We start from the raw sequence: 16,182 nt of genomic DNA, 5'->3' as shown, positions 1-16,182 counted from the left end.
CAGCATGCCCATGGTGGCCGGGTAGATGCTGCCGATCCTGATCTGGCGGATGCGGCTGCCGCCGGCTGCCCGGGTCAGTTCGGTGGTCAGGTCGATGTCGCTCAGGATCCGCACACAGCGATCATAGAAGGTTTCTCCTGCCCTGGTCAGCTCCACCCTTCTCGTCGAGCGGATGAACAGCGGACAGCCAAGTTCCCTTTCCAGCGACATCACGTGATTGCTGAGGGCCGGCTGGGCAATGCGCATCCTAGCTGCCGCCCGGCCGAAGTGCAGTTCCTCGGCCACCGCTTTGAAATAGGTAAGTTGGCGTAGTTCCATAGGCCGCTCCGGCGTCCAACCACGTATCATTTGGTTGCACGTCTGTTGCCTCACCCCTTACGGCGGAGCTAGGTTAACTTTTTGAAGAATCAGTCTTAACGAGTGTTCGATCAATAATGGACACATACTACAAGTCAAAATCGCCATGTCAAGGCGATTTCAACATGGGATAGCGATTTTGTTGCCCGTCCAGTGCAAAATGGCGCGCACAGCGCTTGGCATGAGCGTTAAGGAACTTGCCGAAGCAGCCAGTGTTTCGACAAATACCTTGGTACGCTTCGAACGCGGTGATGAACTCAAGCCGCGCACAATAGCCGCTATCCGATCCGTATTGGAGAATACGGGTATTGTTTTCATCGATGGAGACTATTCGGGCTCGGGAGGTCCGGGCATCCGGCTCTTGCACGATGAAGGAAACCTTCCGCAAAAATAACGCAGATTCCGCTATCAAATCTAGCCGCCCACCGGAGGGCTGCGCTATTTCGAGGTCGAGGCAGAGGTCGGAGTTCCCGCGGTATTTATAGTCAAACCACCGAGCCTATGGAACTCACGCGACCGAACTGCCTCAGCCCGAAGGAGTCCTCACTCGAGCCGACTGCTTTAAGTATTACTTTCAGCGGAACGGAGCCAACTTAAATAAAAGCCGTTCAATAGCTTATCGATAATCCTATCGGGGTATGCCCTACGATACTACTTACCGCAGATTACTGTCGTTCTCTCTTGCCGCAAACATGACAGGATAATTCCCTGAACATGTGTCGCAGTGCTAGTGAGGGCGTTTGTCATGCTGAGGATCAACATCAAGGACCGCGACTATTTGAGCGCGTACGGTGGCACCTCAACTGTTTACAGCGCAGCGGCAACAGGCAGCGCCCTTTTCGTCAACGCAACAGTGAGTTCGTCAGCCAGCGACAGCGCAGTTGCCGATTTGAGTGCCGTCAGCTCTGTAAACCCGCTCACGGGATCGACGACCACAGCAACTCCTTTGACAAATGCAGCGGCGTCACAAACGTCAGGAGCTTCAACCGCCTCTCCCGCAGGCGATACGACGGGCGGAACGAGCTTGGCGCTTACTACCGCCACAACGCCGACCGCAGATTCTTCGACTTCCGACCCGCAGACGCCGAAACCACGCACCGTCCTGCCTCCAGATCCTTCCACGCTTATCGTCACGACGTCGCTGGAGCCGGCGCTGTCGGCTGCCCCGGAGCCTACCCTGCAGGGCTCAAGCGTGAGCGATACGTCGAGTGCTCCGGTCCTGAAGTTCTCGGTAGCAAGCGCGGGACCGACGGAGCCAGACAGTTCATCCCCGTCAACACCGGCGACTGCACCGGCGACCCTGGCCGCAACAGCCTCGTTAACGACAGAGACAGTTACAGTTACGCCTGCTGCCACCCCGACGCTCAACAAGATCGCCCTCGAAAACATGAAGCAGGGCAATCCGATCAGCGAATGGGGTCTCGACGGTGACGGCGGCGGGACCATTCAGGGCTTTGCGACAGAAATCAGCACCAACATCGGTCAGACGGTCGACTTCAAGATCGCAACGGATTCGACCCACTATCGCATCGATATCTATCGCCTCGGCTATTACGGCGGGGATGGTGCGCGCAAGGTCGCGTCGATCGACCAGTCACTGACGACGGCACAGATCCAGCCGCATCCGATCGTCGACATGTCTCTTGGCCTGATCGACTGCGGCAACTGGTCGGTATCTGCAAGCTGGCAGATTCCGGATGATGCGGTATCAGGCGTTTATATTGCCAAACTGGTCCGCGAGGATGGGACAGAAGACGCGAGCATCATTCCATTTGTCGTGCGTGACGACGCCTCGACGAGCGACATTGTCTTCCAGACATCCGATACGACCTGGCAGGCCTACAATGCCTGGGGTGGGGCGAGCCTCTACTACGGAGAGGTTCCAGTCGATCCGGCAGACATGATCGGCTACCTGCCTCCGAACTGCAGTTGCGGCCTGACGGCAATTGGGCGTGCATCGGCAATCAGCTACAACCGGCCGATCATCACCAATACCAGCCCGGTTGGCGGAACCTGGGATTACATTTTCGGGGCCGAGCATTCCGCGATCCAATGGCTGGAACAGAACGGTTACGACGTATCCTACATCTCAGGCGTCGACGCCTCCCGAAACGGCAACCTGCTGCTCAACCACCAGGCCTATCTGTCGGTCGGTCATGACGAGTACTGGTCTGCCGATCAGCGCGCCAACGTCGAGGCCGCACGTGACAGCGGTGTCAATCTCGCCTTCTGGAGCGGCAACGAGTGCTACTGGAAGGTCCGTTGGGAAAGCAGCATCGACGGAAATGGTCAGGCCTACCGCACGATGGTCTGTTACAAGGAGACCTGGGGAACCAGCACTGACCCGAGCGATACCGGCACAGGGACGTGGCGCGATCCACGCTATGCCGACCCCGGACAGGAGCCAGAAAACTCGCTGACCGGAACCATGTTCACGGTCGACAGCTATCGCGCAGATACCATATCCATACCCTACGACTATTCAAACCTGCGCTTCTGGCGAAACACCGATGTTGCCAATCTGCAGCCCGGGGAAACCTACAACCTCGTTCAGAACCTGTTGGGCTACGAATGGGACTCTGACGTCGAAAATGGCTTCCGGCCCGCTGGACTGATCAACCTGTCCCTGTCCAGTGTGTCGGTCAACAGCTACCTGCGTGACTACGGCACGACAGTAGGCGACGCCGTCGTTGAACACAGCCTGACGATGTACCGTGCGGAAAGTGGCGCATTGGTCTTTGGCGCCGGCACCGTTTTCTGGTCCTGGGGTCTGAACGATCAGCATGAGGGGACCTACACGCCGACTGATCCGAACGTACAGCAGGCCATGGTCAACATGTTCGCGGACATGGGGATTCAGCCAACGACTCTGGATGCCAGCCTGATTCTGGCAACGCAGTCGACTGATACATTGAAGCCAACGTCGACAATCACCTCGCCCATCATTGGTGCAAGCTTTGTCGAGGGACAGCACGTGACCATCACTGGCACGGCGCAGGATTTCGGGGGCGGCATCATTGCTGGCATCGAAGTCTCCACCGACGGTGGACAGCACTGGTTCAAGGCCACCGGCCGCGAGAACTGGAGCTACAACTGGGTCGTCCAGGCCAGCGGTACTTACACGGTCATGTCACGCGCCGTGGATGACAGTGTCAACATGGAAACCCCATCATCCGGCAAGCAGGTCACGGTGGCCCTGCCAGCGACTTCAAGTCTCTGGACACTCGCATCAAAGCCGACCGTGGAAACCGCGATCGATCGCGATCCCGTGGAGCTTGGGGTGCGCTTCCAGGCCACAACGGGAGGGTTTGTCGAGGGGATCCGCTTCTACAAGGGCTTCTATAACACCGGCGAGCATGTTGTCAGTCTCTGGACCAGCACTGGGACGCTGATTGCAACCGGCGTCTCGGTCAACGAATCACTTTCGGGTTGGCAGACCGTCATGTTCTCCAGCCCGATCGCGATTTCTGCCGGAACAACCTATGTCGCATCCTATCACAGCAACGGGTTCTTCTCCGTCACGGAGAACTATTTCGGTTCGACATACGCCAATGGTGCGCTGAAGGCAGTCGACGGTGGCGGTGTCTATGCGTACGGCTCGACCAGCACTTTTCCCGGCAACAACCCCGGCGGGTCGAACTACTGGGTTGACGTCATCTTCGACGCTGGGCCGAACAGCGTTCCTATTGCCAGCGATGACAGCGGCTTCTCGGTCTCACGCAATGGCACATTGACGATTTCGATAGCGTCTCTCGTTGCCAATGACAGCGATCCGAACGGTGACGCGCTAACCATCTCCGCTGTAAGCAACGCTCTGAATGGAACGGTTTCGCTGGATACCCAGACCGGCAATGTCATCTTCACGCCCAATGCGAACTACACCGGGCCGGCAAGCTTCAGCTACACGCTTTCCGACGGCCGCGGCGGCACTGATCAAGGCGATGTCAGCCTGACCGTCGAGGAAGGGCCGGTCGGCCAATCACTGTTCCAGGCCGGCGAAGGCCCTGGAAATACGGGCTACAACGACAATGCCCCACTCGAACTGGGCATGAAATTTTCCGCCTCGACAAGCGGAACGCTCACCGGCATTCGCTTCTACAAGGCGACAGGCGATACTGGGCCGCATACTGGTTCAATATGGACTGCCGACGGGACGCTGATCGCCACTGTCACATTCACAAATGAGTCCCTGAGCGGTTGGCAGACGGCCAAGTTTTCCTCGCCAATCCAGATTACAGCTGGAACAACCTACGTTGCTTCCTATCATACGACAGGCAGCTATGTCGCAACTGCCGACTATTTCTCGACTGCTCATACCAGTGGTGCGCTGACCGGCTTGTCCAGCGCTGCCAGCGGCGGCAACGGCGTCTTCTCCTATGGGGCGAATACGACGTTCCCAACCTCCAGCTACCAGGCGGCGAACTACTGGGTGGATGTCGTCTTCAATCAATCGACAGTCAACAGTGCCCCGGTTGCAGCAAACGATAACGGGTTTACCACCTACTCGAACACAGCCTTGTCAATCGCGGCAGCAAGCCTGCTTGCCAACGACACGGATCCTGATGGCGATGGGCTGACGATCACCGGGGCAGATGGCGCAACAAATGGCACGGTGACGTTTGATAGCCAATCCAACTCCGTCATCTTCACACCAACGACAGGCTACGTAGGCGCTGCAAGCTTCAGCTACTCCATTTCTGACGGTCGCGGCGGAACATCCACTGCCACTGTCTCCCTCAATGTCGGAGCTCAAGCCACTGGTGCCGGTTTGTTCACGAGCTCGGACACGCCAAGTGTTCCCGCTGGAGATGACTCCTCCTCTGTTGAATTGGGCGTCAAGTTCGTGGCATCCGCACGCGGCGAAATCACGGGCTTGCGCTACTACAAGAGTGCCCAGGACGTCGGCACCCATGTTGGCTCGCTCTGGAGCAGCACCGGCCAACTTCTCGCAACGGCGACGTTTACCAACGAAACGGCAAGCGGCTGGCAAACTGTGACCTTCTCGCAGCCGGTGACCATTTCTGCCGGTGTGACCTATGTCGCAAGCTATCATTCGAACGGCTTCTATGCGGCGACGCCCAACTACTTCACGACCGACCATAGCAACGGCGTGCTGACAGCACCTTCCAGTTCGACGAGCGGTGGTAACGGCGTCTATGCTTACGGGACCGGAACACTGTTTCCATCAGCCTCCTACAGTTCGGCCAATTACTGGGTCGATGTCATCTATCAACAGTCGACGCAAAACAGTGCACCTGTTGCTGTCAATGACAATGGCGTGTCTACAGGCATCGGAACGCCGATTGTCCTGCAGGCATCGAGCCTCCTTGCCAACGATAGCGATCCGGACGGTGACCAGATCTCGGTGGCAAGCGTCAGCAATGCGATCAACGGCACGGTAGCATTCAATAGCCAGGCGGGCACAATCACCTTCACGCCGCTCGCAGGCTATACCGGCGCGGCGAGCTTCGACTACACGATCCAGGACACACAGGGGCAAACATCAACGGCCAATGTCGCGGTGAACGTGACCAATCAGGGCAGCGAGCAGAACGTCTTTGCTGCCGGCACCACGCCCGCCATCGCGTCCGTCGATGACAACAGCCCGGTCAATCTCGGCATGAAGTTCCAGTCGAATGCAGCTGGCTGGATCACCGGCATTCGCTTCTACAAGAGCGAGGAGAATACCGGACCCCATACCGGCTATCTCTGGACGGCAAGCGGCACGCTGCTGGCGAGCGCGACTTTCACCAACGAGAGCGCAAGCGGCTGGCAGTCTGTCAATCTTTCGCAGCAGGTCGCAATCGATGCCGACACGACATACGTCGTCTCCTACAGCACGAACGGCAATTATTCGGCAACCGGCAACTACTTCAGCGACACGACGACCAACGGCAATCTGCAGGCCATGTCGTCGGCGCTGAGCGGTGGCAACGGCCTCTATGCATATGGCTCCAGCGGGTTGTTCCCGACGAGCACATACAACAGCACCAACTACTATGTGGACGTGGCATTCAGGCAGCAGCTCGCAGCGTAACAGCGAGTGGGGGAGTATCAATGACAGGTGGCGACAAGCGCCTCCCAGTAACGGTTTTGGCGGGTTTCCTCGGCGCGGGAAAGACAACCATCCTCAACCATGTATTGCGTAACCGGGAAGGACGCCGGGTCGCCGTCATCGTCAATGACATGAGCGAGATCAACATCGATGCCGAGCTCGTTCGTGATGGCGGCGCGAACCTGTCGCACACCAATGAAACACTGGTCGAACTCACCAACGGCTGCATCTGTTGCACGCTGCGCGACGATCTGTTGAGCGAAGTGCGCCGGCTTGCTGCCGACGATCGCTTCGACTATCTGCTGATCGAGGGTACCGGGATTGCCGAACCTCTGCCGATCGCCGCCACATTCTCCTTCCGTGACGAAAACGGCAGCGCGCTTTGCGATGTTGCCAGGCTCGATACGATGGTTTCCGTCGTCGACGCCGCCAACCTTCTGGCGGACTACTCGGGCGCCGATTTCCTGAGCGACCGTGGAGAAACCCGGGACACCGACGACGAACGGACACTCGTTGACCTTCTGGTGGAGCAGATCGAGTTTGCCGATGTCGTCGTGATCAACAAGGTCTCGGAGGTCAGTCCGGAAACACGCGCGATGGTGCGCCAGGTCGTTGCGGCACTCAATCCCGATGCGCGTGTCGTCGAGACGGACTTCGGTCACCTCGCCCTTTCCGCCATTCTCGATACCGGGCTTTTCAGCGAGGCGAAGTCCTCCCGGCACCCGTACTGGCACAAGGAGCTCTATGGCTGGGGCGATCATGTTCCCGAAACCGAAGAATACGGCATTTCGAGCTTCGTCTATCGCGCACGCCGCCCCTTTGATCCTGCTGCACTCGATCGCTTTCTCGCGCAGCAATGGCCGGGCCTCATTCGCGCCAAGGGGCACTTCTGGCTGGCAACACGGCCGAACGAAATCGGACTGCTTTCGATTGCCGGCACACAGCGACGCATGGACACCAAGGGCTTCTGGTGGGCCAGCGTATCCAGGGCGCATTGGCCACGCTACCCGCAATTCCGCCAGTTGCTCGACCGGTATTGGGATGCCGTGTGGGGCGATCGCCGCCAGGAACTCGTGTTCATCGGCGCGGGCTTTGATCAAAAGGCGATCAGCGCAGCGCTCGACGACTGCCTGATCGGAGACGAAGCAAGCTTCGACCCGGATCTCGGCAGACATCTGACGGATCCGTTCCCGGCCTGGCAACAGGCACAGCATCACCATCCATGACCACTCATCAAAACGAGGAGACGACAATGAGCAATGAACTCTATGCAGACGGAATTGGCGAAATCACTGTCACCGGCACCATCGTGCGCATCGATCTGATGTCGCTGTCGGCCACCGAGCGCGATCAGAACAACAACCCGAAGCCGGTCTTCCGCCAGCGGATCATCATGCCGGTCGACGCTTTCGCGAATGCCGTCGACCTGATGCAGAAGGCCCTTGGTGGATTGGTCGAAGCCGGTGCGGTGCGCCGTATCAATGATCTGCCATCAAGCGCGAAGGCTGAAATCATCCAGCCGTCGGGCAGCTCGGCAAACGCATCGCCGAACTTCAACTGACCAACGCCACTTCTTCAACCCAGACACCCGGGTGGGCCATGAGTACGTTTTTGCACACCAATCTACACTGCCTTGCTCTCGTTGCACGCCATCACGGCGTCGATCTGTCGCCCGAGCGCCTGCAGCACGACTATGCAGTCGACGAACGGCCGGTCGAAACCCGGCAGTTGCTGCGCATGGCCAAGGATGCCGGACTGCGCGCAAGGCAGATCAAGCTCTCCTGGACATCGCTGCTCCAGTTGGGCGAAGCCTTCCCGGTTCTGGCGGAACTCGACAACGGCAACTGGGTCGTCATTGCCGGCCCCGCCATGGGTGAGGAAGAGGCAAAGATCAGGGTTCTCGACCCGCTCGCCGAGCGCCCTGACTTCATTCTCCTGAACCAGGAGCAGTTCATCAGGTCCTGGTGTGGATCTGTGGTGATGATGAAGCGGAACTTCGGCATCAATGATGCCGACCAGCCCTTCGGCTTCCGCTGGTTCATTCCTGAAATCATCAAGCAGCGCAGTTTCTTCCGCGATGTCGCCCTTGCCGCCATCGTCCTGTACGGCCTTGGCCTGATGACGCCGATCTTCTTCCAGCTCGTCATCGACAAGGTGCTCGTCCATCAAAGCTACGCGACGCTGACGGTCCTGACCATCGGCATCGGCATTGCGCTCGTCTTCGATGCGGCCTTCAGTTTCCTGCGCCGCTACCTGTTGCTCTATGCCACGAACAGGATCGATATCCGTATTGCGACGCGCACCTTCGGTCATCTGCTCAATCTTCCCATTGCCTTGTTCGAGCAGGCATCGGCAGGTGTCCTCGTCAAGCATATGCAGCAGACCGGCAGGATCCGCGAGTTTCTGACCGGCCGCCTGTTCCTGACACTTCTCGACGGCGTCTCGCTGCTGGTCTTCATTCCGATCCTGCTTCTCTACAGCGTCAAGCTGACGCTCGTTGTCATCGGCTTTGCAGCCCTTGTCGGCCTCGTCGTCATGCTGCTCGTCGGCCCCTTCCAGCGCCGTCTTCAGGCACTCTACAAGGCCGAAGGCGATCGGCAGGCCTTGCTCGTTGAAACCGTCCACGGCATGCGAACCGTCAAGTCGCTGGCGCTTGAACCCCGCCAGCGTCGCGCATGGGACGACTATTCGGCGCAATCGATCTCTGTCCGGTTCCGTGTCGAGAAGATCTCGACGGCTGCTCAATCGATGACCGGACTTCTCGAGAAGCTGATGAGTGTCGCCATCATTGGCCTTGGCGCGCTCGATGTCTTCAATGGCGCGATGACGATTGGTGCGCTGGTCGCATTCAACATGCTGGCCGGTCGCGTCTCTGGCCCACTTGTCCAGATCGTGACGATGGTGCACGAGTACCAGGAAGTTGCGCTTTCGGTGCGCATGCTCGGCGAGATCATGAACCAGCGCCCGGAACAGGCTGGTCGCGGTCGTGGTATTCGCCCGCACCTTCGAGGCAACATCGAATTCGACAAGGTGACGTTCCGCTACGGGCCGGACGGCCCGCCGGCGCTCGACAACGTCTCCTTCAGCATTCCCGCCGGCTCCGTCTTCGGTGTTGTTGGCAAGAGTGGTTCGGGCAAGACGACGATCACCAGGCTGATCCAGGGTCTCTATCAGAACCAGCAGGGCATTGTGCGGATGGACGGCTATGACAGCCGCGAGATCGACCTCGTGCATCTGAGGACGAGTACGGGTGTCGTGCTGCAGGACAACTTCCTCTTCCGCGGAACCGTTCGCGAAAACATCGCGGCGGCAAAGCCCGATGCAAGCATCGAGGAAATCATGGAAGCGGCACGCATTGCGGGCGCTGAGGAGTTCATCGAGCGGCTTCCGCGTGGCTTCGACACCATGCTGGAAGAAAACGCCTCGAACCTGTCGGGCGGTCAGAAACAGCGTCTGGCAATCGCCAGAGCGCTCATTACCGATCCAAAACTCCTCATTCTCGACGAGGCCACCAGCGCACTCGACCCTGACAGCGAGACGATCATTCGTCAGAACCTCAGCCAGATTGCGGCAGGAAGAACGGTGGTCATCGTGTCTCACCGGCTCTCCACGCTCGTCGACTCCGATGCCATTCTCGTCGTCGAACGCGGCAAGATCGCCGATATCGGCAGGCATGATCAGCTGGTCACACGCTGCATGACATACCGTCACCTTTGGTCACAGCAGATGAGGCAGGTAGCATGAACGCGCGCGCTCAAAAACCAGGAGAGAACCTGCCTGTTCCAACGACCGCCCCGGTCACGCAGCCAGCCCTCCGGCGCTCGCTGCCATCAGCGATTGCGGAGTTCCAGTCGGATGCCGTGGAGCTGGAGGAGCGCGCTCCGCCAAGGGTCGCCCGCATGACGCTCTACGGCATCACCGCGCTGATTGCTGCGGCCATCACCTGGGCGTCGGTGTCATCGATCGACGAGGTCGTCGTTGCCCCCGGCAAGCTGATCACGACTGAGCCGACCATCGTCGTGCAGCCGCTCGAAACATCGATCATCCGAACGATCAATGTGGCGGCCGGCGCGATCGTGCAGAAGGGCCAGGTGCTTGCCACGCTTGACGCGACGTTCAGCCAGGCTGACGCCGATCAGCAGCGGGCAAAATTTGTTGCACTCGACGCCCAGGTGAAGCGTCTGGAAGCAGAGCTTGCCGGTGCGGACTACACCCAGACGGCGGGCGGATCGCGCGACGAACTGCTTCAGATGCAGCTGTTCGGACAGCGCCGCGCCTATTACATGGCTCAGTTGCAGAACTACGATCAGCAGATTGCGGCCCAGGCAGCGACGATTGCTTCCAGCCGAAACCAGGAGGCAGTCCTCACCAATCGACGCGAAACGCTGTCCCAGATCGAGGGTGCGAGGGAGCGGCTTTATAATCGCGAGAGCGGATCCCTGATAACGCTTCTGGGGTCGCGTGACGCCCGCCTTGACGTCGAGACCACTCTTTCGGCCGTCCAGGGCAGGGCCGATGAGGCCGAGCATACCTTCGCCAAGCTCAAGGCAGACCGACAGGCATTTATCGAAGACTTCAGGCGCGCAGCCATGGAGCAGCTCGTCGACCTGCGCAGCCAGCGCGACACTGCGGCCGAAGAACTGAAGAAGATGGAGCTTCGCCGCGACATGGTGGTCCTGTCGGCACCGGCTGATGCCGTCGTGCTTGACCTTGCGGCGCGCTCCGTCGGCTCCGTCGTTCGGGAGGCAGAGCCGATCTTGACGCTTGTTCCACTGAATGTCCCGCTTGAGGCAGAGGTCAACGTCAATACGCGTGACATCGGTCGTATCACGGCGGGCAAGGATGCGCGGATCAAATTTGACGCCTATCCGTTCCAGAAGTTCGGCACCGCATCCGGAACGGTCAGGACGGTGAGCCGCGATGCATTCACGCCATCCCAGCAGGAGGCAGCGACCCAGACGCCAGCGCCTTACTTCAAGGCACGCATACCGCTTGCAGATCCAAAGCTGAAAGGCTCGGACGAGCCCGTGAGACTGCTTCCCGGCATGACCGTTTCAGCCGAGATCATGGTGGGGCGTCGCACGGTCATCTCCTACTTCCTCTATCCCATCTTGCGAGGGCTCGACAGCGCAATCAGAGAACCCTGATACGACAGCGGTCTCCCTGTTGGCGGATGCCTGATGGCTCCGCCTCAGCGCCTCGCGTCCAGTGGGGATGCAGTGTCCTCGACAATATGCTAGTCGCACTGTCACCATCCAGGGAGGAATCGGTGACGGCAGCGACAAATCCTGAAGATGCTCGGGCAAGCGAGTTGATTCGACGCATTCTGGATGAAAGCCCGCTGAAGGCAGCGAGCTTCATCGTGACTATCTACGGTGACGTCGTCGAGCCGCGCGGCGGCATTGCCTGGATCGGCAACCTGATCGAGACCTGCGCGGACGTTGGCATCAGCGAGACGCTGGTGCGCACCGCCGTCTCCCGGCTCGTCGCCGCAGGCCAGCTTTCCGGAGAAAGAGAAGGACGGCGCAGCTACTACCGACTGTCACACTCGGCCGGCAGCGAGTTCGCGGCAGCGGCCCGCGTGCTGTTTTCTGCTCCCGAGGAGAGCGGGTGGCAGTTCGTTCATGTGATGGGGCCAGCGGTCGAAGACGCCATGCAGGTGCTGAAGCGCGCTGGCCACGCGCGTCTCAACGACCGCCTGGCGGTCGGCCCTGCAAGGGCGGTGACCGCGACAGTGCCTGCCCTGATTTTCCGCGCAGAACCGCCACGAGATCCAAAAGCCCTGCAAGAATTCGCCTCCGAGTACTGGGATCTGACAGTGCATGCGGAAGCGTATGCGGTTTTTCTGGCGCAGTTCGGTGCTCTGCTCAGCCCGGATGCCTCCGTCAGTTTTTCGCCTTCCATGGCGCTGACCATCCGCCTGCTACTCGTGCATCGCTTCCGCGCCGTTCATCTACACGATCCGAGATTGCCCTCAGGCGCACTCCCCGACGACTGGCCGGGAAAGGCAGCGCGGCAGCTGTTTGCCCGGGCCTACAGGCAACTTTCTCCGGCCGCCGATGCCCACGTGGCCCGCACCTTTGTCACGGCCTCCGGGCCTTTGCCCGCATCGACCGCAGCGACGGACCTGCGCCTGGGGATGCTGGCCCACGAGGCTTTCTAGCAATCTCACGATCAGCTTTTCGGCCGCCGGCGCGGCTTTCGTGCTAAGGTTTTTCCTGCAGAATATTAAATATCACAAACTTTCCACAAAAATGCATTGCTCTGTGACATATCGCATGCTAATAACATGACCGATCGGTCGGTTAATCAATACTGAATTGATCAGCTTTGCGAGAGCAGGAGGAAATCGCGCATGTCGGAAGCATTCATCTGTGATGCCGTTCGCACACCCATCGGTCGCTATGGCGGCGCGCTGGCAACGGTTCGCGCAGACGATCTGGCCGCCCTCCCCCTCACTGCGCTGATGGAACGCAATCCTGACGTCGACTGGAGCAAGGTCGATGATCTGATCTACGGCTGCGCCAATCAGGCGGGCGAAGACAATCGCAATGTCGGCCGCATGGCTGTCCTTTTGTCGGGCATGCCGATCAGTGTCCCTGCAACAACCGTCAACCGCCTGTGCGGCTCCGGCATGGATGCCGTCGGCATGGCGGCAAGAGCGATCCGCGCCGGCGACTGTGACCTCGTGATTGCCGGCGGCGTTGAAAGCATGAGCCGGGCGCCTTTCGTCATGCCGAAGGCAGACAGCGCCTTTTCCCGCTCCAACGCCATCTACGACACGACGATCGGCTGGCGCTTCGTCAATCCGAAGATGAAGGCAGGGTTTGGCGTCGATTCGATGCCTCAGACGGCCGACAATGTGGCAGCCGATTTCGGCGTCAGCCGCTCCGACCAAGACGCTTTCGCGGCCCGCAGCCAGGCCCGCTGGGCGGCTGCTCAGGAGGCCGGCCTCTTCGCGGATGAACTGGTCGCCGTCAAGGTCGCTCAAAAGAAGGGCGACCCCATCATTGTCGATCGCGACGAGCACCCTCGTCCAGGCACGACGATCGACCAGCTTTCCAGATTGAAGGGCGTCAATGGCCCTGATCTCAGCGTTACAGCCGGCAATGCATCGGGCGTCAATGACGGTGCAGCCGCTCTCGCCGTTGCAAGCGAAGCGGCCGCGAAGGCACAAGGCCTGACGCCGAAGGCGCGTATCGTCGCAATGGCGGCAGCCGGCGTCGAACCGCGCATCATGGGCGTCGGCCCGGCACCGGCCGCGCGGCGGGTGCTCGAGCGCGCCGGTCTTTCGATCGGCCAGATGGATGTGATCGAGCTCAACGAAGCTTTTGCCGCCCAGGCGCTCGCCGTGCTGCGCGATCTGGACCTCCCCGATGATGCGCCCCATGTCAATCCGAATGGCGGCGCCATCGCGATGGGCCATCCGCTCGGCATGAGCGGTGCCCGGCTGGTCACGACGGCAACCTACCAATTGCATCGCCAGGGCGGTCGCTACGCGCTTTGCACCATGTGCATCGGCGTCGGCCAGGGCATCGCGATCATTCTCGAGCGCGTCTGACGCGCCAAGGCAAAGGAGACGAACCATGTACGCACAGATGGTCAAGACCGACAGCGCCCGCGTCAAGACGCTCGATGAAATGGATCCGATCGAACGCGCCTTCCAGGAGCGCATTGACGCCGGCCAGAAGATCGAGCCGAAGGAATGGATGCCCGAAGGCTATCGCAAGACACTGATGCGCCAGATCAGCCAGCATGCGCATTCCGAAATCGTCGGCCAGCTGCCCGAAGGCAACTGGATCACTCGTGCCCCGACGCTCGAGCGCAAGGCGATCCTGCTCGCCAAGGTTCAGGACGAGGCCGGACATGGGCTTTACCTCTACTGTGCGGCCGAAACGCTCGGCATCACCAGGGACGAGATGTACGAGCAGCTGCACAGTGGCAAGGCGAAATACTCCTCGATCTTCAACTACCCGACGCTGAGCTGGGCCGACATCGGCGCGATCGGCTGGCTGGTCGATGGCGCGGCGATCATGAACCAGGTGCCGCTGCAACGCTGTTCCTACGGGCCTTACGCCCGCGCCATGGTCCGCATCTGCAAGGAAGAAAGCTTCCATCAGCGCCAGGGCTTCGACATCCTGATGAAGATGGTCAAGGGCACGCCCGCCCAGAAGGAAATGGTCCAGGATGCCTTGAACCGCTGGTGGTGGCCATCGCTGATGATGTTTGGCCCCTCCGACGACGCATCAGTGCATTCCGCCCAGTCCATGTCCTGGAAGATCAAGCAGAATTCGAATGACGAGTTGCGCCAGAAGTTCGTCGACCAGACAGTGCCGCAAGCGGAATATCTCGGCCTCACCGTTCCGGACCCGGATCTGAAGTGGAACGAGGAAAAGGGCGGCTACGACTTCGGCGAACCTGACTGGACCGAGTTCTTCGCCGTCATTGCCGGCAACGGCCCGTGCAACGCCGAACGCCTCGGCGCCCGGCAGAAGGCATGGAACGATGGCGCCTGGTTCCGGGACGGTCTCGTTGCCCACGCCGAGAAGATGACATCGCGTCGCGCCGCTCAGCGCACCGCAGCCGAATAATGCGTCCGGACGCATCGGCGTCCGCTCCAAGCAGTCGCAAGTCTTAACAATACGCGATTTCCGGGCCATGGCCCGTGAGAAACGCAAGACGGGAGAAATGTCCATGTCCAGCGAATGGCCTCTTTGGGAAGTCTTCATCCGCGGCCAGCACGGCCTCAATCACCGGCATGTCGGCAGCCTGCATGCGCCCGATGCCGAAATGGCCGTCAACAACGCACGTGATGTCTACACCCGCCGAAACGAAGGCGTGAGCATCTGGGTGGTACGCTCGAGCGACATCACCGCCAGCGCGCCTTCGGACAAGGGACCACTCTTTGATCCTTCGAATTCGAAGGTCTATCGTCATCCGACATTCTTCGACGTTCCCGAAGAAGTGGGGCATATGTGATGAGCGCTGCCTCCAACACGGCCGTCAGCCAGGCGGCACTTTTCGAGTTTCTCACGCGCATGGGCGACAATACCCTGATCCTCGGTCATCGCGTTTCCGAATGGTGCGGGCATTCACCGGCGCTCGAGGAAGACATTGCGCTTTCCAACACCGCGCTCGATCTGATCGGCCAGACACAACTCTGGCTCGGACTTGCCGGCGAAGTCGAAGGCCGGGGCCGCAGTGCCGACAATCTCGCCTATCTGCGTGATGCCCGCGACTTCCGCAACGTCCTGCTGGTCGAGCGTCCGAATGGCGATTTCGGCAAGACGCTGATGCGTCAGTTTCTGTTCGACGCCTGGCATTTCCTGATGCTGAAGGCGCTTTGCGGCTCGACCGACAAGCGCATTGCCGAAATCGCGGAAAAAGCCACGAAGGAAGTTGCCTATCACCTCGATCGCAGCCGCGATCTGATCATCCGCCTTGGCGACGGTACCGCCGAAAGCCATCGTCGCATGCAGGAAGCGCTTGACGATCTCTGGGCCTATACCGGCGAACTCTTCATCGGCGACGCGTCGGACGCGGAGCTTGTCGCTGCCGGCATTGCACCGGAACCGGAAAGCCTGAAGGCCGCCTGGGACGAGCTTGTTGGCGAGGCCCTGTCCGAGGCAACGCTCAAGAAGCCGGCCGATGGCTTCATGCACAAGGGCGGCAAGCGCGGCCTTCATACCGAACATATGGGCTTCATCCTGGCCGATCTGCAATTCCTGCAGCGCGCTTATCCGGGCGCGACCTGGTAACGGAAGGAGGCG

Annotated in this window: 13 protein-coding genes; 11 read left to right on the top strand and 2 right to left on the bottom strand. The window is 60.0% G+C overall.

The window, feature by feature from the left end:
- Positions 1-318: LysR family transcriptional regulator (locus tag C934_RS0111070; RefSeq protein ID WP_018856791.1), on the bottom strand; the 318-nt coding region annotated here is incomplete at its 3' end.
- Between the two features lie 199 nt (positions 319-517).
- Here C934_RS0111070 and C934_RS0111065 point away from each other — a divergent pair.
- Positions 518-751, top strand: coding sequence for a helix-turn-helix domain-containing protein (locus C934_RS0111065; RefSeq protein ID WP_018856790.1), 234 nt, complete (start codon positions 518-520; stop codon positions 749-751).
- Between the two features lie 413 nt (positions 752-1,164).
- On the opposite strand, the gene C934_RS35615 is transcribed toward C934_RS0111065, so the two are convergent.
- Positions 1,165-1,728 carry a hypothetical protein gene (locus tag C934_RS35615; protein ID WP_245267942.1) on the bottom strand — a complete coding sequence of 188 codons (564 nt, stop codon included), beginning with the start codon at positions 1,726-1,728 and terminating at the stop codon, positions 1,165-1,167.
- A 16-nt stretch (positions 1,729-1,744) separates the two neighbouring features.
- Here C934_RS35615 and C934_RS0111060 point away from each other — a divergent pair, with 16 nt between their 5' ends.
- The 10 genes from C934_RS0111060 (at position 1,745) to paaC (ending at position 16,170) form a co-directional block, all read left to right on the top strand.
- The gene (locus tag C934_RS0111060) at positions 1,745-6,394 is read left to right on the top strand and encodes a DUF4082 domain-containing protein (RefSeq protein WP_018856788.1); all 4,650 of its coding nucleotides are present in this window, start codon (positions 1,745-1,747) and stop codon (positions 6,392-6,394) included.
- Positions 6,395-6,414: 20 nt separating this feature from the next.
- Positions 6,415-7,638, top strand: a complete 1,224-nt coding sequence (locus tag C934_RS0111055) for a GTP-binding protein (RefSeq protein WP_018856787.1) — start codon at positions 6,415-6,417, stop codon at positions 7,636-7,638.
- A 26-nt stretch (positions 7,639-7,664) separates the two neighbouring features.
- A complete protein-coding gene (locus C934_RS0111050; RefSeq protein WP_018856786.1) occupies positions 7,665-7,973 on the top strand; it encodes a hypothetical protein in 309 nt (102 codons plus the stop codon).
- A 38-nt stretch (positions 7,974-8,011) separates the two neighbouring features.
- Positions 8,012-10,156: a peptidase domain-containing ABC transporter gene (locus tag C934_RS0111045; RefSeq protein ID WP_026371740.1), complete on the top strand. Its 2,145-nt coding sequence runs from the start codon at positions 8,012-8,014 to the stop codon at positions 10,154-10,156.
- Positions 10,153-11,559, top strand: a complete 1,407-nt coding sequence (locus C934_RS0111040) for an HlyD family type I secretion periplasmic adaptor subunit (protein WP_018856784.1) — start codon at positions 10,153-10,155, stop codon at positions 11,557-11,559. The genes C934_RS0111045 and C934_RS0111040 overlap by 4 nt, the downstream gene beginning before the upstream one ends.
- Positions 11,560-11,681: 122 nt before the next feature.
- Positions 11,682-12,575, top strand: coding sequence for a phenylacetic acid degradation operon negative regulatory protein PaaX (paaX, locus tag C934_RS0111035; protein ID WP_018856783.1), 894 nt, complete (start codon positions 11,682-11,684; stop codon positions 12,573-12,575).
- 192 nt (positions 12,576-12,767) lie between these two features.
- A complete protein-coding gene (gene pcaF / locus C934_RS0111030; RefSeq protein WP_018856782.1) occupies positions 12,768-13,973 on the top strand; it encodes a 3-oxoadipyl-CoA thiolase in 1,206 nt (401 codons plus the stop codon).
- A 25-nt stretch (positions 13,974-13,998) separates the two neighbouring features.
- Entirely contained in the window at positions 13,999-15,003 is a 1,005-nt protein-coding gene (gene paaA, locus C934_RS0111025) for a 1,2-phenylacetyl-CoA epoxidase subunit PaaA (protein WP_018856781.1), read from the top strand.
- Positions 15,004-15,106: 103 nt separating this feature from the next.
- Positions 15,107-15,391: a 1,2-phenylacetyl-CoA epoxidase subunit PaaB gene (gene paaB / locus C934_RS0111020; RefSeq protein ID WP_018856780.1), complete on the top strand. Its 285-nt coding sequence runs from the start codon at positions 15,107-15,109 to the stop codon at positions 15,389-15,391.
- On the top strand, positions 15,391-16,170 hold the full coding sequence (gene paaC, locus C934_RS0111015) for a 1,2-phenylacetyl-CoA epoxidase subunit PaaC (protein ID WP_018856779.1): 780 nt from the start codon (positions 15,391-15,393) through the stop codon (positions 16,168-16,170). Before paaB ends, paaC begins: the two co-directional genes overlap by 1 nt.
- The last annotated feature ends 12 nt before the right edge of the window (positions 16,171-16,182 follow it).

Origin of the sequence: Rhizobium sp. 42MFCr.1 (assembly GCF_000377185.1) — a bacterium.
GTDB lineage: Bacteria > Pseudomonadota > Alphaproteobacteria > Rhizobiales > Rhizobiaceae > Rhizobium > Rhizobium altiplani.
This window is presented reverse-complemented; position numbering and strand designations above follow the sequence as displayed.

What these genes read in the sequence shown, in the direction of transcription:
- C934_RS0111065 (WP_018856790.1), top strand. Translation starts at nt 518, where the DNA reads ATGGCGCGCACAGCGCTTGGCATGAGCGTTAAGGAACTTGCCGAAGCA.
- C934_RS0111060 (WP_018856788.1), top strand. Translation starts at nt 1,745, where the DNA reads ATGAAGCAGGGCAATCCGATCAGCGAATGGGGTCTCGACGGTGACGGC.
- C934_RS0111055 (WP_018856787.1), top strand. Translation starts at nt 6,415, where the DNA reads ATGACAGGTGGCGACAAGCGCCTCCCAGTAACGGTTTTGGCGGGTTTC.
- C934_RS0111050 (WP_018856786.1), top strand. Translation starts at nt 7,665, where the DNA reads ATGAGCAATGAACTCTATGCAGACGGAATTGGCGAAATCACTGTCACC.
- C934_RS0111045 (WP_026371740.1), top strand. Translation starts at nt 8,012, where the DNA reads ATGAGTACGTTTTTGCACACCAATCTACACTGCCTTGCTCTCGTTGCA.
- C934_RS0111040 (WP_018856784.1), top strand. Translation starts at nt 10,153, where the DNA reads ATGAACGCGCGCGCTCAAAAACCAGGAGAGAACCTGCCTGTTCCAACG.
- pcaF (WP_018856782.1), top strand. Translation starts at nt 12,768, where the DNA reads ATGTCGGAAGCATTCATCTGTGATGCCGTTCGCACACCCATCGGTCGC.
- paaA (WP_018856781.1), top strand. Translation starts at nt 13,999, where the DNA reads ATGTACGCACAGATGGTCAAGACCGACAGCGCCCGCGTCAAGACGCTC.
- paaB (WP_018856780.1), top strand. Translation starts at nt 15,107, where the DNA reads ATGTCCAGCGAATGGCCTCTTTGGGAAGTCTTCATCCGCGGCCAGCAC.
- paaC (WP_018856779.1), top strand. Translation starts at nt 15,391, where the DNA reads ATGAGCGCTGCCTCCAACACGGCCGTCAGCCAGGCGGCACTTTTCGAG.